Here is a 24,487-nt window from a genome sequence, read left to right as displayed (position 1 = left end):
CGGAGGGGCGACGACGGACCGAGGGGCGAAGGACCGACTGACCCAGAGCCGAAGGGGGACGAACCGATGCGGTGCACGGGGGAGGACGAGGACCGGCCGAATGCGGCGGCGGCACCACTCGCACGGGTTTCCGGACATCCGCCTCGGGAAAGAGACACCAGCCGTATCACGACCCCGGACCGGGGCCCCAGGGAGGAGAAGAGCGTGCCGAAGCGGACCGAGGGCACGTCCCGCAGCCCGGGCCGCGGGCCCGACGGCGCACCGCAGCCACCCCTGCCCGATCTGACGGGTGTGACCCTGCGCGCTCTTCGGACCTGCGACGATCCCGCCGTCAGCGCCGCGGTGGAAAGCACGCTGTACGCGCCCGAGGAACTGTCGCGGGTGTGGCGCTCGTCCGGCACCCAGGGCGGCCAGGTCGAGCGGCGGCACTCCGGCACTCCGCAGGTGAACACCCCGCGGACAGGTCGGAAACGGGGCGCGATCCGGTCAACCTCCGGTCCGGTCCACGGCGTCTCCGACCCGCCCGCGGGCCCGGGAGACGGCGTGGGTCGCCATGAACCCTCTTGAGATACCGGGCCCCCGGCTGCGCCGGATGGGGGAGACCCGACCGCTGCCGGGAGAGGTCGCCGCGCTGGAGGACTGGCTGCACAGCAGGCGCCTCGTCCTGCTCAAGACGCTGCTGACCCGGGCCGAGCGTGTCCCGCTCCCCGGCCCGGCGGCCCGCGCGCTGCGTGCGCACTGGACGCTGCTGGAGGACGCCGAGCAGCTCGACCCTGCCGCGGCGCGCCGCGCCCTCGGCTCCCCGGCGGCCGGAAACTGGCTGGCGCACGCGCTGGCCGCGCCGTCCGGGGAGGACTTCGCGGCGGTCGTCGCGGACCTGGGCGCGCTCGCCGCCGCCGTCGCCCTCGCGGCCGGGGCCGACTTCCGGCTCGACCTCCCGGTCCTGGCCGGCCGGCTGACGCTTCCCGGACTCGGCGCGTACCTGTGCGCGGCCCCCCGGGCACGGGTCGCCGCCCACGGCGGTACCGTCACCTTCGCCCCGCAGGGTGGGGCGCCGAGCTCCCTGGCGCGGGGCGCCCTGCTGCGGCACGAGGTGCCCCCGGCCGGTCCCTGGCGCCCGCTGAACCGGTTGCCCGGCGGCTGCGCCGTCCTGGACGACCGCGACCCCCACCTCGCCCGCGAGGAGGGCCGGGCCGGGCTCGCGGGCCTGCTGCCGGCCGCCGTGACGGCACCCGGCGAGGCCCGCGAGTGGCGGGAGCTGTGGACGCGGGCGCTGGCCCTGCTGCGCGAAGCCGACCCCGAGCGGGCCGCCGAGGTGGCGGCCCTCGTGCGGACCGTGGTCCCCGTCCGGTGGAAACCCGACGGACGGGCCAGCGCCACCCGGCTGGCGGCGCCCTGGGCGGTGCTGACGACCCTTCCGGAGTCGCCGCAGGAGATGGCCGAGGTGCTCGTCCACGAGGTGCAGCACAGCAAGCTGGCCGTACTGGGCGGAGCCGTACGGCTCGACCACGAGTCCGCCGGGAGCGTCTACCGGGTGGGCTGGCGCAGCGACCCCAGACCGCTGGGCGCCGTCGTGCAGGGCACCTACGCACATCTGGCCCTCGCCGACCTGTGGGGCAGGCTCGCGGACCGGGCCGCGGCCCCGGCCGCCGAGCGCGCCGCCGCCCGGCGCCGCGCTGCGGACTACCGGGCCCAGGTCGACCATGCCCTTTTCCTCCTTATGGGCTCTGGTCAACTCACGCCACAGGGCACAGAGTTCGTGGAGGGAATGCGCCGCCGGCACGAGCGGCTCGGCTCCCCGGGCGGGCCGGCCGTCCGCGCCGCGGGGCGAGCCCGGCGCGGTGGCCCGGCCGGCGACGCGGAAAACGCAGCAGACAGGCTGACCAACGGTCACTTTGGGTAATCTCGCCGTACATGTCGCCCGCAGGGCGGCGACGGCTGCTGGACGAGGGAGAACGCAGGCATGGTCGCTCAGCGGGAAACGGCTCGGGGCAGGCCGCCCGGAGGGGAGCCCGAGCACTTCGTGGTGGTCTTTCCCGGCTATCACCGAGGCTGGGGCAACTGGATCGCGCACCGGCTGGAGAGCCACGGGCACCGCACCACGCTCCAGCGCTGGGACCCGGACCGGGAGCAACCGCTGGAGGAAGCCCTCGGCGACCTCCAGCTCGCCACCGGGCGGGTGCTGCTGGTCATCAGCGACCTGTTCCTCCAGCTCGGCCCGCGCACCGAGGCCGACTGGAACGCCGTACTGCGCGGCTACGTGGCCCGGCACGCCGAGGAGTTCGCCGCCGTCAACCTCACCAACCGCGAACTGCTGCCCGCCACCGCCGTACTGGAGCCGGTCAATCTGTGGGGCGTCGGCGAGGAGGAAGCCGAGCGGCGGCTGCTGAACCGGCTGGGGCTGCGGCCCCGCAGGGTGCCCGTGCCACAGCCCGGCTACGCCAGCCGCTACCCCAACGATCCCCCCGCCGTCTGGGGCGAGGTGCCGCGCCGCAACGGCCGGTTCACCGGACGGGACGTCATCCTCGGCGACCTCCAGCAGCGTCTGATGGACGCCGAGCACGGCGCCGCCGTCTGCACCCTGGTGGGCACGGCCGGTATCGGCAAGACGCAGATCGCGGCGGAGTACGCGCACCGCTTCGCGCCCGACTACGACGTGGTCTGGTGGGTCAACTGCGACCAGCGCAACACCCAACGCGACACCTTCGGCGCACTCGCCGCCGAGATCGGCCTCGACAGTTCCGGGGAGGTCGGTGAGCGGGTCCGCGCGGTACGCGACGCGCTGCGCCGGAACGAGCCCTCCGGCCGCTGGCTGCTGATCTTCGACGGCTGGGAGGAGCCCGAGGACGCGGCCGGCTATCTCCCGCAGGGCGGCAGCGGGCACGTCCTGATCACCTCCCGCAACAAGAGCTGGCGGGCCGGCACCGACATCAAGCAGATCAGCGCCTTCCGCCGGGCCGAGTCCACCGGCTACCTGATGCGCCGCGCCCCGCACATCACCGTCGAGCAGGCCGACCAGGTGGCGAGCGAATTCCAGGACCTGCCGCTGCAGCTCGCCCAGGCCGCCGCCTGGCTGGGTGAGGAGGGCATGGAGGTACCCGAGTACCTGCGCATGGTGCGCGGCGTGGGGCTCACCCGGCTGGAGAGCAACACCATGCCGGACGACTACCCGTACTCGTCGCTGACCTCCTGGTCGATGCTGCTCAACAAACTGCGCAAGTCCGAACCGCGCGCCGTCGAACTGCTCTCCCTGTGCTCGGTCTTCGCCCCCGGCCGTATCCCGCTGGGCCTCGCCCGGGCCATCCCGTCCGGGGAACTCCCCGAGAGCCTGCGCTGGCTCAGCAACGACCGCTCCGGCTGGTCCCGCGCCCTGGACTCCCTCGTCAACTACTCGGTGCTCACCCGCGAGGCCCGCACACCCGCGATGGGCGACGTCGACCAGAACGACTCCGTGCACATGCACCAGGTCGTCCACAGCGTCATCGGCGAGCTGACCCGGGGTCGGGAGGACGAGGTCTACCGCGACACCGTGCACCGGCTGCTGGTCGAGGCCGACACCGGAACGCCGAACGACAGCCGCCAGTGGGGCCGGTACGCGGAGATGCTGCCCCATCTGGTGGCCTCGGCGGCGCCCGCCAGCAAGGAGCGCCGCGTCCAGGAGATGCTGCTCAACTGCCTGCGCTACTGCTTCGCCAGCGGCGAGTACAGCGTCGGCTCCGAGCTGGCCGAGAATATCCGCGCGGATTGGGAGACGTTCCTGGACCCCGCGGCGGACCAGATGCTGGCCCTCGCCACCCTCCAGGGCAATCTGCTGCGCCAGCGGGGCCGCTTCCGGGAGGCGCAGATGCTCGACAGCGCCCGGCTGCAGCGGCTGCGCGGAATGCCGCACGCCGACGGCCTCCACGAGGAAGCCGTCATGGACGCCACCAGCTGTCTCGCCTCCGACCTACGGCTGCTGGGGCAGTACGACGAGGCGCTGCAGTTGCAGGAGCAGGTCGTCGAGGTCTCCCGTAGGCTCTACGGCCCGTTGGAGTGGACGAGCCTGCTCGCGCAGCACAATCTGGCCGTCGGCCTGCGGCTACTGGGCCGCTATGAGGACGCCTACGAAACGGACCTGGACACCCTCCGCAAACGCGAGCAGGAACTGCGCGCCCGCCACCCGCACACCCTCGCCTCCGGCAACGCCAGCGCCCGCGACCTGCGGCTGATGGGCCGCTACCAGGAGGCGCTGGCCCGGCAGGAACTCGGCATGCGGCTGCACCTGCAGGTGCTCGGCGCCCAGCATCCGCAGACCCTCATGGCCCGGCACAATCTGCTGCTGTGCCAGCGCAGGGCGGGCGCCCCGGGCCAGGACATCGCCACCGCCATGGCGCTCCTGCTGGAGCAGCACGAGAAGGTGCACAACCGCAGCCACTACTCCACGCTGTCGCTGCTGACCGACTACGGCAACTTCCTGCGTGAGCAGGGGGACGTGGACCTGGCCCGGGAACTGCTGATCGAGGCGGAGGACGGGTTCCGCTCGCTGCTCGGCCAGGCGCACCCGGTCCCCACCGCGATGCAGTCCAACGCGGGTCTGGTGCTCCAGGCGGAGGGCGAACGCGACGGGGCGCTCAACATGTTCGAGCAGGCGCTGGTCGGGCTCACCACCCTGCTGGGCGCCGACCACCCCACCACCCTGGGCTGCGCCCTGAACGCCAGCGGCGGCCGCAACCTCAGCGAGGCGCTGGAGGACGCCTACGAGCTGAGCGGCGACACCCTGGAGCGTTCCCGGCGGGCGCTGGGCGAGGACCATCCGCTCACCCTGTCGTGCATGGTCGCCCACGCGGGCGACCTGCGCTCGCTGCGGCGCCGCGAGGAGGCCCGCGCGCTGGAGAGCACGGCCCTGGAGCGGTTCACCCACTCGCTCGGCGCCCAGCACCACCACACGCTCGCCGCCCGCCGGCGCACCCGCCCCTACTGGGACTACGAGCCCTACCTGGGCTGACCCGCCCGCCGGGAGCCGGGCCGCCGTGGGCAGCACGCGGTGCCGTCCCCGCACGGCCGAGGGCCCCGCCGCAGGTGTGCGGCGGGGCCCTCGGCTTCGTACGGCAGGGCCGCTCAGATCTCGAAGACCTCCTTGATGAGCTGCGCCTGCTCCTCCGCGTGCCGCTTGCCCGAGCCCACGGCGGGCGAGGACGAGGACGGCCGGGAGACGCGGCGCAGCCGGTCCGCGTTCGGCACCGGCTCCGAGCCGATGATCAGATCGAGGTGGTCGACCAGGTTCAGGGCGATGAACGGCCATGCGCCCTGGTTGGCCGGCTCCTCCTGCGCCCAGATGTACTTCTCGGCGTTGGCGAACCGCGCCATCTCGGTCTGGATCTCCTTGCCGGGCAGCGGGTAGAGCCGCTCCAGCCGGATGATCGCCGTGTCGGTCAGCCCGCGCTTGGCCCGCTCGGCGTCCAGGTCGTAGTAGACCTTGCCGGAGCAGAAGACCACCTTGCGGACCTTGGCCGGATCGATACTGCCGCTGTCGACCATGGTGTCGCCGAGGACCGGGCGGAACCCGCCGCTGGTGAACTCCTCCGTCTTCGAGGCCGCCGCCTTCATCCGCAGCATCGACTTCGGGGTGAAGATGACCAGCGGCTTGTGGTGCGGGTTGTGCACCTGCCAGCGCAGCAGGTGGAAGTAGCTGGAGGGCAGCGACGGCATCGCGACCGTCATGCTGTTCTGCGCACAGAGCTGCAGGAACCGCTCGATACGGGCCGAGGAGTGGTCCGGGCCCTGGCCCTCGTAGCCGTGCGGCAGCAGCAGGGTGACCCCGGAGGTCTGATTCCACTTCTGCTCGGCCGAGGAGATGAACTCGTCGATGACCGTCTGCGCGCCGTTCATGAAGTCGCCGAACTGCGCCTCCCACATCACCAGCGCGTTCGAGCGGGCCAGCGAGTAGCCGTACTCGAAGCCCATCGCCGCGTACTCGCTCAGCAGCGAGTCGTAGACGTTGTAGCGGGCCTGGTCGTCGGAGAGGTACAGCAGCGGCGTGTAGTCGTCACCGGTGTTCTGGTCCAGCAGTACGGCGTGCCGCTGGCCGAACGTGCCGCGGCGCGAGTCCTGGCCCGCCAGCCGGACCGGGGTGCCCTCCATCAGCAGCGAGCCGATGGCGAGCGTCTCGCCCATGCCCCAGTCGATCGTGTCGTCCTCGACCATCTGCGCGCGCCGCTGCAGCTGCGGCGTCAGCCGGGGGTGGACCGAGACCCGCTCGGGGATGTTGACCTGCGACTCGGCGATCCGCTTGACGACCTCCTGGCTGATGGCCGTCTCCACGTGCACCGGGAACTCCGCCTGCGGCGCGGGGACCTCGGCCGGTGCCGGCGCCGAGGTGGCGTCCCGGACCTCGGTGAAGACCTTCTCCAGCTGGCCCTGGAAGTCCTGGAGCGCCTGCTCGGCCTCCTCCAGCGTGATGTCGCCCCGGCCGATCAGCGACTCGGTGTAGAGCTTGCGCACCGAGCGCTTGCGGTCGATCAGGTCGTACATCAGCGGCTGGGTGAACTTCGGGTTGTCGGTCTCGTTGTGACCGCGGCGCCGGTAGCAGAGCAGGTCGATGACCACGTCCTTGTTGAACGCCTGCCGGTACTCGAACGCCAGCCGTGCCACCCGGACGACGGCCTCCGGGTCGTCGCCGTTCACGTGGAAGATCGGCGCCTCGACCATACGGGCCACGTCCGTCGAGTACATCGAGGAGCGCGCCGACTCGGGGGCCGCGGTGAAACCGACCTGGTTGTTGATGACCACGTGGATGGTGCCGCCGGTGCGGTAGCCGCGCAGCTGCGACATGTTGAGCGTCTCGGCCACCACGCCCTGGCCCGCGAAGGCCGCGTCACCGTGCAGGGCGAGCGGCAGCACCGTGAAGTCCGTGCCGCCCTTGCCGATGATGTCCTGCTTGGCGCGCGCGACACCCTCCAGGACCGGGTCGACGGCCTCCAGGTGGGACGGGTTGGCGGTGAGCGAGACCTTGATCTGCTCGCCGTCCAGGCCGGTGAAGACGCCCTCGGCCCCCAGGTGGTACTTCACGTCGCCGGAGCCGTGCATCGACTTCGGGTCGAGGTTGCCCTCGAACTCCCGGAAGATCTGCGCGTAGGGCTTGCCCACGATGTTCGCCAGCACGTTCAGCCGGCCGCGGTGCGCCATGCCGATCACGGCCTCGTCCAGCCGCGACTCGGCGGCCGCGTCGATCACCGCGTCCAGCAGCGGGATGACGGACTCGCCGCCCTCCAGCGAGAACCGCTTCTGCCCCACGTACTTCGTCTGCAGGAACGTCTCGAACGCCTCGGCGGCGTTGAGGCGGCGCAGGATGCGCAGCTGTTCCTCGCGCTCCGGCTTGACGTGCTGCAGCTCCACCCGGTCCTGGATCCACTTGCGCTGCTTGGGATCCTGGATGTGCATGTACTCGATGCCGGTGGTGCGGCAGTACGAGTCGCGCAGCACGCCCAGGATGTCGCGCAGCTTCATCATGGACTTGCCGGCGAAACCGCCGACCGCGAACTCCCGCTCCAGGTCCCACAGGGTGAGCCCGTGCTCGGTGATGTCCAGGTCGGGGTGCTTGCGCTGCTTGTACTCCAGCGGGTCGGTGTCGGCCATGATGTGGCCGCGCACCCGGTAGGAGTGGATGAGGTCGAAGACCCGCGCCGCCTTGGTGACGTCGTCGTCGTGCGAGGCGTCGATGTCCTGGTTCCAGCGCACCGGCTCGTACGGGATGCGCAGCGCCTTGAAGATCTCGTCGTAGAAGCCGCTCTCGCCCAGCAGCAGGTTGGCCACCTGGCGCAGGAACTCGCCTGACGCCGCGCCCTGGATGACGCGGTGATCGTAGGTGCTGGTCAGCGTCATCACCTTGGAGACGCCGAGCCGGTTGAGGGTGTCCTGCGAGGTGCCCTGGAACTCCGCCGGGTACTCCATCGCGCCGACGCCCATGATCAGGCCCTGGCCCGGCATCAGGCGGGGCACGGAGTGCACGGTGCCGATGCCGCCGGGGTTGGTCAGCGAGCAGGTGACGCCGGAGAAGTCCTCCATCGTCAGCTTGTTGTTCCGGGCGCGGCGGACGATGTCCTCGTACGCCTGCCAGAACTCGAAGAAGGTCAGCGTCTCGGCCTTCTTGATGCCCGCCACGACGAGCTGCCGCTCACCGTTCGGCTTCACCAGGTCGATGGCCAGGCCCAGGTTCACGTGGTCCGGCTTGACCAGGGTGGGCTTGCCGTCCTTCTCGGTGAACGCGTGGTTCATCGAGGGCATCGCCTTCAGCGCCTGGACCATGGCGTAGCCGATCAGGTGCGTGAAGGACACCTTGCCGCCGCGGGCGCGCTTGAGGTGGTTGTTGATGACGATGCGGTTGTCGAACAGCAGCTTCACCGGGACCGCGCGCACGGAGGTGGCCGTGGGCAGCTCCAGCGAGGCGTTCATGTTCTTGGCCACGGCCGCGGAGGGGCCGCGCAGCGCCACGTACTCCGGTCCCTCGGCGCTCTCCGCCTCGGACGCCTTCGCCCCGGCCGGCTGCGCGGGCTGCTGCGCCGCGGGCTTGGCGGGCGCGGCCTGCTTCGCCGCGGGCTGCGCCTGCTTCGGCTGCGCGGCGGCCGGAGCCTTCGCCGCCGCGGGTGCCTCGGCGGGCTGCGCCGCCGCCTGGCCGGAGGCGGCCGGCTGCTGGGCCGGGGCGGCCTTGGCGGGCGCCGGGGCGTTGTCCCGGGGGGTGCCCGCGCTGTTCGGCGCCGTGCTTCCGTCGGAGGACTCCGGCTGATAGTCAGCGAAGAAGTCCCACCAGGCTCGGTCTACCGAGTTCGGGTCCTGGAGGTACTGCTGGTAGATCTCGTCGACGAGCCACTCGTTCGGGCCGAACGACGGGCCGGGTTCCTTGCCCGGTCCGTCCTTCCGTTCCGTGGTGGTGCTCGATGAGCTGTTGGGGGACTGTGACGACACGGCGGCAACCGCCCTCTTCCGCTTCCTTAGGTGGTGGACAGCGGAAATAAAGGCTACGCCTCTCCGGACGATTGGTGGAGTCCGGGCCGCTCTTGGTCACGTACATCACATCACGGCGGCGGTTTCGGGGCGGATTTTGGCGGGAATCACTCCCGGTTCCGCCTCGGCTCCGGAACCGGGCAGCCCCTATTTCGCGTCTGCGGGGTTTCACCTGCGAGGCTACGTCAAACCTGCGGCTTGCTCGTCCCCGGAAGAGTGAGCTGGATCCGGCAACCGCGGGGCGATTCGGCCACTCTGATCCGGCCCCCGTGCAGCTCCACCGCCCACCGGGCTATCGCCAGCCCCAGCCCGGTGCCACCCCCCGGACTGATCCCGCCCCCCTTGCGCCCGGTGGCCGACTCGGTGCTGTGCGTGCCGTTGAACCGGTCGAAGACCCGGTCCCGCTCCGACTCGGGGATGCCGGGCCCCTCGTCCAGCACCTCCACCTCCAGGCTCCCGTCGCCCTCGGCGGCCGCGCCGGGCCTGGCCCGCACCGTGACCCGGCCGTGCTGCGGGCTGTGCTTGACGGCGTTGTCGATCAGGTTGGCCACGACCTGGTGCAGCCGTTCGGGGTCCGCGTAAGCCCGCAGCTCGGGCGGGGAGACGTCCAGATGCAGATGGACGTCCTTGCGGGAGTGACCCGAGCCCTTGCTCATGTTGGCCTCCTTCAGCACCCCCGCCAGATACGGCCACACCTCGAAGCGCCGCGAGCCCAGCGGTACCACCCCGTTGTCCAGCCGGGAGAGGTCCAGCAGGTGGTCCACGAGCCGGCCCAGCCGCTCGGTCTGCGACAGAGCGGTGCGCATCGTCTCCGGGTCGGCCTCCGAGACACCGTCCACCACGTTCTCCAGCACGGCGCGCAGCGCCGCGATCGGGGTGCGCAGCTCGTGCGAGACATTGGCCACCAGCTCCTTGCGGTGCTGGTCGACGGCCTCGAGGTCGGCCGCCATCCGGTTGAAGTTCGCGGCCAGCTCACCGAACTCGTCACGCCGCTCGCCGCGCACCCGTCGGGAGTAGTCGCCGCCGGCCATCGCCTTGGCCACGCTGCTCATCTCGTCCAGCGGCGCGGTCAGCGACTGCGCCACGAACTGGGTGATCAGCAGCGACGCCACGATGGAGATGATCGTGATGACACGCAGCTCGGTCGCCGACTGCACGGCGAAGAGCGCCAGCAGTGTGGTGATCACCACGGAGACGATCACCAGCCAGCCCAGCGCCGCCTTCACCGACCGGTACGGGTCGACCGGCCGCAGGCCCTCCCACAGCTGGCCCCAGGCCTCGGCGCCCTGCCGTGCCGCGGCCCGGCGGCAGCGGACCAGCGCACGTCCCAGGAAGCGGACGACCCGGCGCGCGCACGAGCGGGTGCGCGCCCGGAGGGAAACGGACACGGAAACGGACACCTCGCTCCGTCCCTCCGGCGTCAGGAGCTCTCCGCGGCGGCGCCCGTCACCGGTGCGCCGTCCGGGTTGCCCGGCGTCTCCAGCGCGTAGCCGACCCCGTGCACGGTACGGATCCGCTCCGCGCCGATCTTGCGGCGCAGCGCCTTGATGTGGCTGTCGACGGTGCGGGTACCGGAGGCGTCGGCCCAGTCCCACACCTCGGCCAGCAGCTGCTCGCGCGAGAGCACCGCACGGGGCGAGTGGGCCAGGCACACCAGCAGGTCGAACTCGGTCGGTGTCAGATGCACGTCCTCGCCGGTGACCCGGACCCGCCGCTGCGCGTGGTCGATCTCCAGCTCTCCGAGCCGCAGGATGCCGCTGCGCGGCGTGTGCGCGGCCAGAGTGGCCCGCTCCACCCTGCGCAGCAGCACATGCACGCGGGCCGCGACCTCGCGCATGGAGAAGGGCTTGGTCATGTAGTCGTCAGCGCCCACGCCGAGACCGACCAGCATGTCCGTCTCGTCGTCCCGCGCGGTCAGCATCAGCACCGGCACCGGCCGCTGGGCCTGCACCCGGCGACAGACCTCCAGGCCGTCGAACCCGGGGAGCATCACGTCGAGCACCAGCAGATCCGGCTGCCAGGCCTCGGCGGTGTCCACGGCGGCGGGCCCGTCCCCCGCGGTCTGCACCTGGAAGCCCTCGGCGCGCAGCCGCCGCGCAAGGGCGTCCACGATGGTGGGGTCGTCCTCCACGACGAGGATGCGGCGCTGCGCGCCCGGGGTGGTCGCGGCGGCAGCGCCGCCAGGTGTCTGAGTGGTGTTCTTCTGGTCCATGCGACCCCGCCCCTGTGGCTCTTCCGGCTTTCCTGGAACAGCAGCGTAAGGGCCTGCTACGGACCTCGGCTACGCCGGTCGGGCCGCGAAGTGGACCACGTCGGGGACGCCTCGGGCGACCGGGATCTCATCCGTCCGAACACGGCAGAAGCCCGCATTGCGCAGAGATCCCTCGAATGCGGGCGACGGCTGGGCCGACCAGACGGCCAGGACCCCGCCGGGTGCCAGAGCCGCGCGGCAGGCGGCCAGCCCGGCGGGGGAGTAGAGGGTGGAGTTGTCGTCGGTCACCGTCCACTCCGGGCCGTTGTCGATGTCCAGACACAGCGCGTCGAAGCGCGGCCCGCTCTCGGCGCACCGACGGACGTACGCCACCAGGTCGGCCTCCACGAGTTCGGTGCGCGGGTCGGCCAGCGCCGGCCCCGAGATGGCGGAGAGCGGTCCGCTCCGGTGCCAGTCGAGGATCGCGGGCTCCCGTTCGACGACCGTCACCCGGCCCCAGCGCGGCTCGGCCGCCGCTTCCGCCGACGAGAACCCGACTCCGAGGCCGCCGATGAGCAGCCGCGGGCCGGCCGGGCGGCCCGGGTGCTCCGCGGAGTCCGAGGAGGTGCCGGACCTCCCGGAGCGGTCCCTCCCACCCTGGGAGAGCTCGTCCAGGGCCGCACGCACCAGAAGCCGCTCCGAGCGGCCGTCCGAGGTGTCCATCAGGAAGCAGCCGTTGGCGATGATCTCGAAGTGCGTGCCGCGCTGCCGCAGGACGACTTCGCCGTACGGGCCCGAGCGCCGCTCGATCGTGACGGGCTGCTCCGCGGCGGCTGAGCGGCTCGCGGGGATCGCGGGGTTCGACATGGGAGCAGCGTAGGACGGCCGCAGGATCCAATTGGAATGATCACGTCAATCGCGCTCGCCGGGGTGGGGCTTGCCGCCCTCGGGGTGTCCTCGAAAGCTGTCCCCGTTGCGCGTCGCCCCGGCTGGGCGCGTCTCCGTGCGCTGTCGCGGGTGCGTCTGGAGGTCCGATCGCTCACGGCGAACGCCTTCTCCCTCCCCTCGGGGAACATCGGCAGCCTCAAAAGCATTGAGCGGGTACTACTCAACTTGCCTGCCTAGGGAGAGATCATGGCTGCTGAGTCCCTGGAGTCCACACCACTCACCCTGCCCGTGCTGCCCATCGACGCCGAGGACGGTGTCGTGCTGCCGGGAATGGTGGTGCCGCTGGAACTCTCGGACAACGATGTGCGGGCCGCCGTCGATGCCGCGAAGTCCGCCGCCTCGGACGCGCCCGACGGTGAGAAGCCGCGAGTGCTGCTCGTCCCGAGGGTCGAGGGCAGCTACGCGGAGATCGGCGTCGAGGGCCGGGTGGAGCAGACCGGCCGGCTCGCGGACGGCGACCCGGGGGCGCTGATCCGGGGACTGCGCCGGATCCGCGTCGGTACCGGTACGACCGGGCCCGGGGCAGCCCTGTGGGTCGCGGGCACCCCCGTCACCGAGACCGTGCCCGGACCTTCTTCGGCCTCCGGCCGGGGAGACCCCAAGCCCGGCCAGGTCGCCGAGCAGATGAAGGAGTACAAGGCGCTCATCACCGACTGGCTGCGCAAGCGCGGAGCCTGGCAGGTCGTGGACCGGGTGCAGCAGATCGACGACGCCGGCCAGCTCGCCGACAACGCGGGCTACTCCCCGTTCCTGTCCACCGAGCAGAAGCTGCGGCTGCTGGAGACCACCGACCCCGTCGAGCGGCTCCGGTTCGCCATCGCCGCGCTGCGCGAGCACCTTGCCGAGCAGGACGTGGCCGAGTCCATCGCCAAGGACGTCCAGGAAGGGGTGGACAAGCAGCAGCGCGAGTTCCTGCTGCGCCGCCAGCTCGACGCGGTCCGCAAGGAGCTGAGCGAACTCAACGGCGACCCGGAGGACGAGGGCGAGGACTACCGCGCCCGCGTCGAGGCCGCCGGACTGCCCGAGGAGGTCGAGAAGGCCGCCCTCAAGGAGGTCGACAAGCTGGAGCGCTCCAGCGACCAGTCGCCCGAGGGCAGCTGGATCCGCACCTGGCTCGACACCGTCCTGGAGATGCCCTGGAACGAGCGCACCGAGGACGCCTACGACATCACCAGCGCCCAGAGCGTGCTGGACGCGGACCACGCCGGTCTGCAGGACGTCAAGGAGCGCATCACCGAGTACCTCGCCGTCCGCAAGCGGCGCGCCGAGCGCGGGCTCGGCGTCGTCGGCGGACGCCGCGGCGGAGCGGTACTGGCGCTGACCGGACCTCCCGGGGTCGGAAAGACCTCGCTCGGCGAGAGCGTCGCCCGTGCGATGGGCCGGAAGTTCGTCCGCGTCGCGCTCGGCGGCGTCCGGGACGAGGCCGAGATCCGCGGCCACCGGCGCACCTACGTCGGTGCCCAGCCGGGCCGGATCGTCCGGGCCGTCAAGGAGGCCGGATCGATGAACCCGGTCGTGCTGCTGGACGAGGTCGACAAGGTCGGCTCCGACTTCCGGGGCGACCCGGCGGCGGCGCTGCTGGAGGTGTTGGACCCGGCGCAGAACCACACCTTCCGGGACCACTACCTGGAGGTCGAGCTCGACCTGTCCGACGTCGTCTTCCTGGCCACCGCCAACGTCCTGGAGGCCGTGCCGCAGCCGCTGCTCGACCGGATGGAGGTCGTCGAGCTCGACGGGTACACCGAGCACGAGAAGGTCACCATCGCCCGCGACCACCTGCTGCCCCGGCAGCTGGAGCGGGCCGGGCTGGAGAGCGGCGAGGTCGTGATCCAGGAGCCCGCGCTGCGCAAGCTGGCCGGGGAGTACACCCGGGAGGCAGGCGTCCGCTCGCTGGAGCGGGCCGTTCAGCGGGTGCTCCGCAAGGTGGCGGCCAAGCACCAACTGGGCGAGGCCGAGCTGCCCTACAGCGTCGGGGTGGATGGGCTGCGCGAACTCATCGGCCGTCCCCGGCACACCCCCGAGGCCGCGCAGGATCCCGCCGAGCGCCGCACCGCGGTCCCGGGCGTGGCGACCGGACTGGCCGTCACCGGCACGGGGGGCGACGTGCTCTTCGTCGAGGCGTCGCTCGCCGACCCCGAGACGGGCGCCTCCGGGCTGACCCTGACCGGACAGCTCGGCGACGTGATGAAGGAGTCGGCGCACATCGCCCTGTCCTACCTGCGCTCCCGCGGCGCGGAACTGGAGCTGCCGGTCGGCGATCTGAAGGAGCGCGGCATCCATCTGCACGTACCGGCGGGCGCCGTGCCCAAGGACGGACCCAGCGCCGGTGTCACCATGACGACGGCCCTGGCGTCGCTGCTGAGCGGTCGGCAGGTGCGGCCCGAGGTGGCGATGACCGGCGAGGTGTCGCTGACCGGCCGGGTGCTGCCCATCGGCGGCGTCAAGCAGAAGCTGCTGGCGGCGCACCGGGCCGGGGTGACCACGGTGGTCATTCCGAAGCGGAACGAGCCCGACCTGGACGATGTTCCGTCGGAGGTGCTGGAGGGCCTCGACGTCCACCCGGTCTCCGACGTCCGCCAGGTCCTGGAGCTGGCGCTGACCCCCGCGCAGGCACCTGCGAGGGAGGCGCCGATCGCGGCGTGACGGATGCGACCGGCGCAGAGTGGCCCCCTCGGACACGACGGGGGCCACTCGTATGCGCGGTGTGACGGAACTGCTCAGCCTCCGTTGGCCAGAACCTTCAGACGGGTCATCGACCCGTTGAAGTAGTCGTGGTCACCCACGGTCGGGCCGCTGGAGGTGTACTGCCAGAAGGTGTAGAAGCCCCAGCCGGCCGGGAGGGTGCCCGGCGACGAGGCGTAGCGGGCGATCCAGAGCGGGTTGGAATTCCCGAAGGCGCTGCTGTTGCCGGTGCACTGGGTCCACCAGCTCGTGGTGGTGTAGATGACCGCGTCGCGCCCGGTCCGTGCCTTGTAGGTGCTGGTGAAGTCCTTGATCCAGTTCACCATCGCGCTCTTGCTCAGACCGAAGCAGGTCGCGCCGTAGGGGTTGTACTCGATGTCGAGCACGCCCGGCAGGGTCTTGCCGTCCTTGCTCCAGCCGCCGCCGTTGCTGGCGAAGTAATTCGCCTGGGTGGCGCCGCTGGAGGAGTTGGGCAGCGCGAAGTGGTACGCGCCCCTGATCATGCCCACGTTGTAGGAGCCGTTGTACTGCTGGGCGAAGTAGGGGTTCTTGTAGCTGGTGCCCTCGGTCGCCTTGGCGTAGGCGAAGCGGACCCCGCTGTTCCACAGCGTCGACCAGGCGACGTTCCCCTGGTGGCTGCTGACGTCCACGCCGTGGACCGACGCGAGCAGGCCGGCGCGGTTCTTGTCGGGCTGGGTACCGTCGGTGGAGTCGCCCTCGTGCATCCGCACGCCCGCGCCCATCCAGGCTTCGCCGCGCTTGGCGGGCGCCTTGGGATTGCCGCGCAGGCCGTCGGTGCTCTTGGCCGATTCCGTGGCCTTGCCCGACGTCGTGGCCTTGGCCGACTTCGTACCGCTGTCCCCGTTGCCGGAAGCGGCCGAGGCCGCGCCCGGAAGCGCCAGGACGAGTGCGAGAAGGGAGACGAACATCCCGATGACAGCCGCGGTTCCGCGTCTGCGACGGGCCGTACCGGATCTGAAGCTGGGCATCGCTGCCTCCGGAGCCTCGGTGGTGGGGGTCTGGTACGTACGTAGTATTTACCGATGTGGGGGGTTTTGCTCTGCGACGCGCGGGAGCAACAACACGCCACTGGTGTGGTCATGTCAGGACGAAGGTACGCGCGTAGACCGGCCACGCGGAAGACGCCCCACCCGCTGCCGTTGGTCTACTCCTGCGAAATACTGGCGGAGCTGCGACGATCGGGCTCGCTGGAGATAAGTTTCTTCATGGAAAACGCCGGAGGCACCACTGACGTGCACAAGAAGTCCACAGACCCCGCGGGCCGCGAGGACCCGGCAGAGCCGTTCGGCCCTGAATGCCTCGACGTCGAACGGGAGTTGGCCGTCTTCCTGCGCCGCGCCCGCGCCTCCTCGGGCGAGATGGCCCGCCAGGTCCACCCCGACCTGGAACCCGCCGCGTACGGACTGCTGGTGCGCCTCGAGGACGCGGGTGAGCAGCGGGCGACCGAACTCGCCGCCTACTTCGGCGTCGGCAAGGCGACGATAAGCCGCCAACTGCACGCGCTGCTGCAGCTCGGCCTGGTGGAACGGCGCACCGACCCCGCGGACCGGCGCGCCTCGCTCGTCCGCCTCACCGCCGAGGGCCGGGAGCGGTTCACCCGGGTACGGGACGCGCGCCGCCTGTCCTACGCCCGCAAGCTCGCCGCCTGGGACCGCACGGAGATCGCCGAGCTGGCCCGCCTCCTCCACCGCCTCAACTCGCTGGCCGATCAGGACGAGTAGCCGCGGGCGACGGGGCCCCGCGGCAGCCCTACCGGCCCGCCCCCGCGCCCGCGTCCACCGCTCCCCGCAGCTCGCTGCGCAGCTCCGGTGTCAGCACGTGCCCGGCCCGGCCGACGAACAGCCCCATCTGGTAGCCGACCGCCGCCATGTCGCAGTCGGCCGCGGCATGCACCCCCAGCAGCGAGCCGTCGCCGATGGCCATCACCAGCAGCGCGCCCTCGTCCATGGAGACGATGGTCTGCTTCACCACGCCGGCCTCCATCAGCTCGGCCGCGGCGAACGTCAGCGAGGCCACCCCGGACACCAGAGCGGCCAGGTCCCCGCTGGTGCCCCGGGGGCCGGCGGCCGGGCGCCCGCCGCGCCGCCGCCGCACCGGGATGCCCGCCCGTGTGGCGCCCGCCTCGCGGGCCGCCGTCGGGGCCCCCGCACCCTGTCCCGCGTACGCGGGCTGCTGCTCGAGGAGCCCCGTGTGCTGCTCCTGGCGCCGCCCCTGTTCGGAGCCCACGACGGAGCGGCCGAAGCCGGTCCCCAAGGCGATGGACCCGTGCTCGACGCCGAGCGCGGGGTCGGACGCGAGCAGCAGCAGGCCGTCGGACGAGACGACCGCCACGGACCGGATCCCCGGCACCTCTTCGACCAGTTTGCCGAGCAGCCGGCGAAGGTTACGTGCCTCCGCGCTGCCGGACGTGCCCGTGTTGAGCGGGTTCACTTACGTGCCTCCTCGGCGGTACCACCGTCAAGCTGCGCCCCCGCTCGCTTTTCCGCACTGCTGATGTCCTCGGGCTGCGCGCCCGGTGCTTCCTGTTCGCTTCCCCGGCCCTCCCGGCCCCGCGGGGTGTCCCGCTGCTCGTGCCCGCCGGGTCCGTCGGGGCGCGGCACCGGTCCGTCGTGCCCGGCGTGGCCCTCGTGCGCTTCCCGCACATCCTGCCCGGCGTGCCGACTTCGCGCGTCCTGCCCGTCGTGCGCGGCGTGTTGCTCCGGTTCCCGGAGCGCGGAGGGCTGGTTCTGCTCGTCGTGCGGCGTGTCCTGGCCGGTCTGCTCGGCGTGTTCGCAGCGTTCGCAGTGTTCGGCGTGTTCGCCGTGCTCGCAGCGTTCGCTGTGTTCGCCGTGCCGGATTCGTTCGGCCTCGGGCGAACCGGCCGGAGAGGGGACCCTGGCGGTTGTCGGCTCGGCCGGCGTTCCCGCGTCCCGGAGCCCTTTCCGAGCCCCCTGCTGGAACCCGTCGAGCCTGCGGCGCAACTCCTCCGCGGTGGCCCCGCTGCGCGGATGCGGGACGGCCGACTCGCGCGGCGTCTCCCTCCGCACCCGCTGCGGCAGGCCCGGATGGGTGAGGGGCCCTCGGGGCTCGGCGTGCCGGGCCTCCGGCCCGGCGGCGTTCTCCCCGGATGCGCCCGGCGCGGCTGTGCCCGCCGGGGGCGCGGCCCCCGGTGCGGCGGCCCCCGTCCAGGCAGCTCCCCCGACCGCGGCGTCCGGCTCCTCCTCCCGCTCCGGCTCCGCCGGCCTGGCGTACAGCTGTGCGCCGGCCTGCGGGCGCTCGTCCACGGTCCGTGCGTGGTCCTCCGCTTCAAGCGGCGGCCCCGCCCCGTCACCGCTGCCGGGCAGCAGGACTCGGGGCACAGTCACCTCGGCCACGGTGCCGCCCTCCTCCCGCTCGCGCAGTCCCACCCGGATCCCGTGCCGGGCCGACAACCGGGCGACCACGTACATCCCCAGGCCCCAGCCGTTGCTCGACCGCAGCGCCTGGAGCTCGATCTCGGCCCGCGGTTCCGCCAATCGGGTGTTGAGCTCGGCGAGCTGCGGCCCGGGCATCCCCTGGCCCTCGTCCTCCACGGAGATCAGGGCAGCTCCGCCCTCCAGCAGCCGGGCGCCGAGACGCACTCCGGATCCGTCGGGGGAGAAGCCCGCCGCGTTGTCCAGGAGTTCGGCGACCAGATGGCTGAGATCATCGGCGGCGGACCCGGTGACCTGAACCTCCGGCGCCGGTGTCCCCAACTCCACCCGCTCGTACTGCGCTATCTCGCTGACAGCCGCGCGCAGCACGTCCAACAGCGGCGCCGGGGGCACGGTCGCGGACGAGTCGTGGCCCTCGGTGCGGTCCGTACCCGCCAGCAGCAGGAGATTCTCGCTGTGCCGCCGCATGCGTGTGGCCAGGTGGTCCAGCTTGAAGAGGGTGTCGAGCCGGTCGGGGTCCGCCTCCCTCTCCTCCAGACCCTCGATGATGCCGAGCTGGTGTTCGACCAGTGTGAGGGTGCGGCTACCCAGGTCGGCGAACGCGCTGCGGTCCGCCCCCGCCTCGCCACCGGCGCCCTCGCGGGTCCCTTCGCCGACGCCGGCCGCAACGGCGTCCTGAGCACCCGTCGGTGCCGTGGCAGCGCGGTGCGGGGCCGCGGCGGGCGACTTCTCGCGCGCCGCCCGGAGTTCTTCCCGCAGAGCGTCGCACTCTTCTCCCAGCAACTGATGGCGCTCGGTCAGTTGTGCCTTCTCGACCGCCAGCTGGTCCTGTTCCTGCTCCGCGCAGGCCGACCGGCGCCGCAGATCGGCCGCGGTGGCACGCAGCGTGTTGAGCGCCCGCACCACGTCCGCGAATTCGTCATTGCGGCCGCGGAAGGTGATCGGCTCCTCGCCCGCGGGGTCCTTGCCGAGCCGCTGCGAACCGCGCTTGAGCACCGAGAGCGGGCGGGTGAGCGAGCGGGCGACCGCGACACTGACGGCGACGGCGAGCAGGAGGCAGCCCCCCACCAGCCCGGCGCGCAGCTGCAGTGCTGTCACGTCGTCGTCCCGCAGCTTCTCCAGCCGTTCGGTCTCCGCCGCAGCGAACGACGACTGCACCCCGCGCATATGAGCGAGGCGGGCCGAGACGGAGCTGTCGAACCGCTCCTGGTCCAGCGCGCGGGTACCGGGAGTGAGCCGGTTCTGCGCGGTGACGGACTTCAGGTAGCGCTCGGCGACGTTCACGTCCGTACCGTTCACGGTCGTGCGGTATCGGTCGCGTGCCTCGGTGTCGGCCGTCTCCTCGAAGTCCGCCAGGGCCGCCTGTTCCCGGACCCGGGCCTGCCCGGCAGCAGTGACCAGCGCACGCTGGGAGCCCTCCCCCGCGAGGGCCGCTTCCAGCAGCCCGCGGGTGGCCGACGCCTGGTCGACGGCGCGGGCCAGGTCGGGGAGGGCCGCCGCCGTCCGGTCGGCCGCCCGTGCGGGCAGGCCGTCGGCGATACCGCGGGTGAGGCGGCGGAGGGTCTGGATGACTTCGGAGTAGGCGTCATAGGAGTCCAGCGGGTCGCCCTTGCCCGCCAGAGCACGCTGCCGGACTCCGGGCAGCTTCTCGAGCGCCTGGACGATGGAGGCCGGGGAGGCGGACGATCCCGCGGGCCCCGACGGCGCCGCTTCCGCCGCCGTGCGCAGCTCGCGGGCCAGCCGGTCCACCCGGTTCTGCTGGGCCTCGCCGACGCCCGCGCCGCTCTTGTCTCCGCCGCCGTCCGCGGCGTGGCGTTCGACCATTCCGTCGCGCTCGTCCGCGAGGGAATGGGACAGGGCGATGGCCTGCTGGTCGAGCCGCGCCAGGTCGACGAGATCCTGTGCGTCGGCGGCGTCCCGGGAACCGGCGACGAGGGTGGGTGCGCCGGCCGCCACCACCGCCACGGCTCCCACCGCGACGGACACCAGCAGCCGGTTGCGCGCCCGCCCGCGCCGACGGCCCGCAGGGGTGAGGGCCTCCGTGTCCGCCGCAGCGGGGGGTTCCGCGCTCCTTGTGGCTTCCGCTTCCCCGGTGGCGCCGGTGCCGGTCGCCGTTGCCTGGGGAACGTCCGCTTTGAGACGTTGCTTCTTCCGCACCCGCACTCGCAATCTCGTCCCGCCTCTCCCGGAGCCCGGGCGGCACAGTCCAACGTGTGTGGCGAGAGGGTGGCCCCGCCCCCGCGCCGGCACCCTCCGCGTCCTTCCGTCCCCAGCTACCTCTCCGGGCCCCTGGACGCGCGGCGCTCGGCAGCGGTGTCCCCACACTCGACGACCGACCTTGGCAGTGCGCTCCTGAGGCGGGTGAGAATCCCCTGCTGGGCCACCCGAAGGAGTGAACATCACTCCTCGGCGGCGGAACAACTCGGCCCGAGCCGGGCGATGTCCGTCCCTCGGGCACTGGTTGGAAATCCGTGCGCGGTCCTGGCAGGATGCCTGCCGCACTGTGCGGAGGAATCGGTTCCGTTCGGCAACCGGTCGCTTTCCGGCCTTCCGGCCCACGCGCGTACCCGGGAGTGGCGCCGGGCGGAGGGCTCCCGGTGCCCCTCCCGCCCGCCGGATCCGACGGGCGGTGAGCTGCCCGGCAGTCCTCGGCGCTGCGGTGATCCGCTGTCGGGCAGACTGCGGGCCATGCGCATCGACATGGTCACCGAGCCCGGCAGCCCCCAACGCCTCAACGAGGACTACGTGTCGGCCGCCGTTCCCGCTGTCGGCGGCGGAGCGCTCGTGGTGCTGGACGGGGTCACCCCACCGGCGGAGGACGGCTGCCGCCACGGGGTGCCGTGGTTCGTGGCACGGCTCGGGGGCGCGCTGCTCGAACTGGCGGGGACACGCCGGGACATGCCGCTGGCCGAATGCCTCGGTGCCGCCGTCGTCCGGACCCGGGACGCTCATCGCGACACATGTGATCTTTTTCACCCCCGCACCCCTCAGGCAACCGTCGTCGCCGCCCGCTGGGACGAGGAGCGGGTCGAGCACCTGGTGCTCTCCGATTCCGCGCTCCTCCTGGAGACCGCCGACGGCGCGGTGCAGCCGCTTCTCGACCGGCGCCTGGCCGAACTGCCCGCCAGTGTGCGCACCCTGCGCGAGCGGGCCCGAATGACCGGCGAGGAATCCGATCGCGGGGCCTACGTGGACGCTGTCGAGGCGCTGCGCAACGCGCCGGACGGCAGCGGTTTCCACACGGCTGCCGCCGATCCGGGTGTCACCGCGTACGCGGTGACGGGCAGTCACCCCAGGCGCGAGGTCCACGCCCTGCTCGCCGCCACCGACGGCGCAACGCGTTGGACGGAGACCTTCCACCTCGGCGACTGGGCCGGACTCCTCGCTCTCGTGCGCAAGGAAGGGGCGCGCGCCCTCGTCCGGCGCGTGCGGACCGCCGAGTCGGAATCGGCACCCCGGAGCGGCAAACAGCACGACGATGCCACGGTGCTCCTCGCCGAGCTGGACTGACGCCGGGGCCGTGGCCGGCTCGGTGGACGAGCCCGTGGCCGGGACCCCCTCCGCGGCTCGGGCCCGCCTCAAGGCCGCCCGCCTCATGCGCGCCGTCCGTCCGGCCGTACCGCGCCGATGGGCGGGTCCACGGCGAGGTCGGTCAGTCTCACCTCGCTTCCGGGGCGTGGGGCCTGTACCACCCGTCCCCCTCCCGCGTACAGGGCCACATGCGTCGCACGCTCGAAATAGATCACCAGATCGCCCGGGCGCAGTTCGGCCAGCTCCACTTTCGGCAGCTGTCGCCACTGCCCCTGGCTGGTACGCGGGATCTCCCGGCCCGCATGGTGCCACGCCTGCCGGGTGAGCCCCGAGCAGTCGAACGCTCCCGGCCCCTCGGCACCCCACACATACGGTTTGCCGATCTGCTCCAGCGCCCAGTCGAGCGCCTTCTGTCCCTGCGCGGAAGCGGGTCGGCCGGCGCCGCTGGGATTCAGCGCGCCCCCGGCCACCAACTTCTGCTGCGCCGCGTCCGTACGCTCGCCCTCGAGGGCGTTCAGGCGGGCGAGCTGCTCTCCGGTCAGCGACGAGAGCAGCCCCTCGACCTTCCGCAGCCGTTCGCGCACATCGTTGCGCTGGTGCTTCTTGCGCTCCGCCAGCCGCTCCTGCCGACTCACCGCCGCACGCGCCTTGCGGACCGCGGCCGTGTGCCGGCGCTGTCCTTGCGCGAGCCTGCGCAGCGTGTCGGCCTGGTCGTCCGCCGCCCGCTGGAGCAGGTGCCCTCGATCGAGCAGCCGGTGGGGGTTCCGCGTGAGCAGCATCCGCACCGCCGGAGGGATTCCCGTACCCCCGCTCCGGTACTGCTGCCGGGCCAGCTCACCTGCGCGTCGCCGCTCCCGTGCCAGCACCGAACGGGCCCGACCCAGTTCGGCCTGGGTCCGTCGGGCCGTCGCGCGCTGTGCCTTGAGCTTCTCCGCTGTGCCGTTGTACGCCTCCGAAGCCTCCTCCGTGCGCTGGTACAGCACGCTCAGCTCGCCCAGCAGTTCCCCGACGGATCCGTGCCGCGCGCTCGGCGGTCCCGGCTCCGGGCCCGGCCGCGGAGCACCGGGCGCTTGCGCCCCCGCCACCGGTACCGCGCCGGCGTCCACCACCGCGCCGGGCACCAGCACGGCCGCGGCAGCCAGTACGAGCCCCGCCGACATCGCACCGACCCTCGGCCGGGCCCCGGCGCTCGGCCCTTCTCCGCACGTCCGTCGCGCCCCGGCCTCCCGCAACACCCTCAACACCGCGCACCTCGTTCCCGAGCGGCGTCTCCCCGTCCTCGACCGCTCTGCCGCGATCGTGGCACGGCCGCGACCCCCGGCTCAGGGCGAGCTGCGCGGCTGGGCGCACGGCTCTCACCCGATCGAGAGGCCGCCACGCCCGCGCCCCGCCCCGGCCGCGGCCGGTCCTCCCGTCAGTCGGGAGCGGGGCCCGAGCCGGTCGTCCTCGGGAGGAGGCGCTGCATGGCTGGTCGGAACGGTGCGCCGGAAGGGCTGTGGTCTCGGGGTACCGAAACCGCCCTGCTCCTACCCCCACTCCCACACCGTGTCCAGCGACGGCGACCGGCTCCACATCACCCGAACGTGTGGGGGGATCTCGACCTCGCCCCCGCCACTTGCCCCCGTCGAGCTGGAGCCGCCTTCCCGGGACAGCGGTGCCGTCGGCCGGAGGCCGGGGGCAGCCGGTCAGCGGCTCCAGCCCCGACGTCCGATCAGCGCCCGTGCCGTCTCCGAGAGTCGGCCGATCTCATGGAGGTACGGGTCCGGAAGCCACTCCCGCGCCGGACGTGTCGCGCTTCCGGAGAGGTCCAAGGCGCGGGCCAGGGACTCCGGGTGCGGCCGGGACTCGGGGGTCTTGTGCAGACACGCCAGCAGCGGCACGCACAGCGCGTCGGGCACCCCGCTCAGGTCGGGGTCCTCGCGGGACGTGGGCAGTGGGGTTCCCGTGAACGGGTGGCGCGCGCTCGCAGCCAGTCCCAGCACGGCACCCAGCGCGAAGACGTCCTCGGCGCTGCCGGCCGACGCCCCCGAGCCGGAGCTGTCCAGCGCGAGACCGTGGCCCACGAGGCGCGGCCCGGCGGCTGTCAGCAGCACATCCGAGCCCCGCAGGTGACCGTGCGCGGTTCCTGCCGCGTTCAGCGCGGCCAAGGCCCGGGCGAGGCCGCCGCCCAGCGCGCGGACCGACATCTCCGGCAGTGGACCGTAGGCGGCGACCAGCGCCGACAGCGGCACGCCCGGCACGAACGCCTCGGCGATCCACGGGCGCTCACTGTCGAGTTCGCAGCCGAAGGCGCCGGCCACGAAGGGACTGTCCACCGCTTCCGCGATGCGGGCCGTCTGCCGGCGCAGCCGCGCCCGCAGCTGTCGATCGCGCAGCAGTTCGGGCCGCACGGCGCGGACCGCCGCCGCCCGCTTGCGCCCGCCTCGTCCCGGGACGCCCTTGCCCAGATGGACACTGCCGGCGTCGCCGCGCCCGAGGACCCCGAAGAGCCGGAAGGGACCGAGCTGCCGGGGGTCCGTCTCGCGCAGCCGCGCGATGCCTTCGATCACGTCGGCAGAAAACCCCCTCGCCGCCGCCCTGTCCAGGCTGATCGCGCGCCCGTGGCCGGAGCCGCCGCATCCCGGAAGCCTTCCGGAGGGCATCGGGCCTCGAGCCGGGCCGCTTCCGGACGCCCTTCGCCGTGCCACCGATGCCGACCTCGCGCCACCCGGTGCGAGTACCCGTGCCACCCGGTCCGCGTACC

Annotated in this window: 15 protein-coding genes; 6 read left to right on the top strand and 9 right to left on the bottom strand. The window is 72.6% G+C overall.

The window, feature by feature from the left end; all coding sequences use genetic code 11:
- Positions 1-204: 204 nt before the first annotated feature.
- Genes P2424_RS24370 through fxsT form a run of 3 tightly spaced genes read left to right on the top strand, consistent with a single transcriptional unit; the run spans position 205 to position 4,984 of the window.
- Positions 205-567 carry a hypothetical protein gene (locus P2424_RS24370; protein WP_276477854.1) on the top strand — a complete coding sequence of 121 codons (363 nt, stop codon included), beginning with the start codon at positions 205-207 and terminating at the stop codon, positions 565-567.
- Positions 554-1,903: an HEXXH motif-containing putative peptide modification protein gene (locus P2424_RS24365; protein WP_276477853.1), complete on the top strand. Its 1,350-nt coding sequence runs from the start codon at positions 554-556 to the stop codon at positions 1,901-1,903. The genes P2424_RS24370 and P2424_RS24365 overlap by 14 nt, the downstream gene beginning before the upstream one ends.
- 60 nt (positions 1,904-1,963) lie before the next feature.
- Complete coding sequence (gene fxsT / locus P2424_RS24360) at positions 1,964-4,984, top strand: FxSxx-COOH system tetratricopeptide repeat protein (RefSeq protein ID WP_276477852.1); 3,021 nt, start codon at positions 1,964-1,966, stop codon at positions 4,982-4,984.
- Positions 4,985-5,097: 113 nt separating this feature from the next.
- On the opposite strand, the gene P2424_RS24355 is transcribed toward fxsT, so the two are convergent.
- The 4 genes from P2424_RS24355 to P2424_RS24340 form a co-directional block, all read right to left on the bottom strand.
- Positions 5,098-8,940 (bottom strand): multifunctional oxoglutarate decarboxylase/oxoglutarate dehydrogenase thiamine pyrophosphate-binding subunit/dihydrolipoyllysine-residue succinyltransferase subunit, encoded by a 3,843-nt coding sequence (locus P2424_RS24355; protein ID WP_276477851.1) that lies wholly within the window; start codon positions 8,938-8,940, stop codon positions 5,098-5,100.
- 224 nt (positions 8,941-9,164) lie between these two features.
- The gene (locus tag P2424_RS24350) at positions 9,165-10,298 is read right to left on the bottom strand and encodes a HAMP domain-containing sensor histidine kinase (protein ID WP_276479109.1); all 1,134 of its coding nucleotides are present in this window, start codon (positions 10,296-10,298) and stop codon (positions 9,165-9,167) included.
- Positions 10,299-10,399: 101 nt separating this feature from the next.
- Positions 10,400-11,191, bottom strand: coding sequence for a response regulator transcription factor (locus P2424_RS24345; protein WP_276477850.1), 792 nt, complete (start codon positions 11,189-11,191; stop codon positions 10,400-10,402).
- Positions 11,192-11,260: 69 nt separating this feature from the next.
- Complete coding sequence (locus P2424_RS24340; protein WP_276477849.1) at positions 11,261-12,037, bottom strand: spermidine synthase; 777 nt, start codon at positions 12,035-12,037, stop codon at positions 11,261-11,263.
- 267 nt (positions 12,038-12,304) lie between these two features.
- On the opposite strand from P2424_RS24340, the gene lon reads away from it, so the two are divergent.
- On the top strand, positions 12,305-14,761 hold the full coding sequence (lon, locus tag P2424_RS24335; protein WP_276477848.1) for an endopeptidase La: 2,457 nt from the start codon (positions 12,305-12,307) through the stop codon (positions 14,759-14,761).
- A 74-nt stretch (positions 14,762-14,835) separates the two neighbouring features.
- On the opposite strand, the gene P2424_RS24330 is transcribed toward lon, so the two are convergent.
- Positions 14,836-15,789, bottom strand: coding sequence for a lysozyme (locus P2424_RS24330; protein WP_276477847.1), 954 nt, complete (start codon positions 15,787-15,789; stop codon positions 14,836-14,838).
- Positions 15,790-16,026: 237 nt separating this feature from the next.
- Here P2424_RS24330 and P2424_RS24325 point away from each other — a divergent pair, with 237 nt between their 5' ends.
- Complete coding sequence (locus P2424_RS24325; RefSeq protein ID WP_276477846.1) at positions 16,027-16,542, top strand: MarR family transcriptional regulator; 516 nt, start codon at positions 16,027-16,029, stop codon at positions 16,540-16,542.
- Between the two features lie 28 nt (positions 16,543-16,570).
- Here P2424_RS24325 and P2424_RS31045 read toward each other — a convergent pair whose 3' ends face one another.
- A complete protein-coding gene (locus P2424_RS31045; protein WP_346660131.1) occupies positions 16,571-16,915 on the bottom strand; it encodes a roadblock/LC7 domain-containing protein in 345 nt (114 codons plus the stop codon).
- Between the two features lie 332 nt (positions 16,916-17,247).
- A complete protein-coding gene (locus P2424_RS24315; RefSeq protein ID WP_276477844.1) occupies positions 17,248-20,370 on the bottom strand; it encodes a nitrate- and nitrite sensing domain-containing protein in 3,123 nt (1,040 codons plus the stop codon).
- 531 nt (positions 20,371-20,901) lie between these two features.
- Here P2424_RS24315 and P2424_RS24310 point away from each other — a divergent pair.
- Positions 20,902-21,723 carry a protein phosphatase 2C domain-containing protein gene (locus tag P2424_RS24310; protein WP_276477843.1) on the top strand — a complete coding sequence of 274 codons (822 nt, stop codon included), beginning with the start codon at positions 20,902-20,904 and terminating at the stop codon, positions 21,721-21,723.
- 83 nt (positions 21,724-21,806) lie between these two features.
- On the opposite strand, the gene P2424_RS24305 is transcribed toward P2424_RS24310, so the two are convergent.
- A complete protein-coding gene (locus P2424_RS24305) occupies positions 21,807-22,904 on the bottom strand; it encodes a C40 family peptidase (RefSeq protein WP_276477842.1) in 1,098 nt (365 codons plus the stop codon).
- Positions 22,905-23,429: 525 nt separating this feature from the next.
- The gene (locus tag P2424_RS24300; protein ID WP_276477841.1) at positions 23,430-24,293 is read right to left on the bottom strand and encodes a hypothetical protein; all 864 of its coding nucleotides are present in this window, start codon (positions 24,291-24,293) and stop codon (positions 23,430-23,432) included.
- Between the last annotated feature and the right edge of the window lie 194 nt (positions 24,294-24,487).

Origin of the sequence: Streptomyces sp. WMMB303 (genome assembly GCF_029351045.1) — a bacterium.
Taxonomy (GTDB): domain Bacteria; phylum Actinomycetota; class Actinomycetes; order Streptomycetales; family Streptomycetaceae; genus Streptomyces.
The sequence above is the reverse complement of the archived record's forward strand: the minus strand, read 5'-3'. Positions and strand labels throughout refer to the sequence as shown.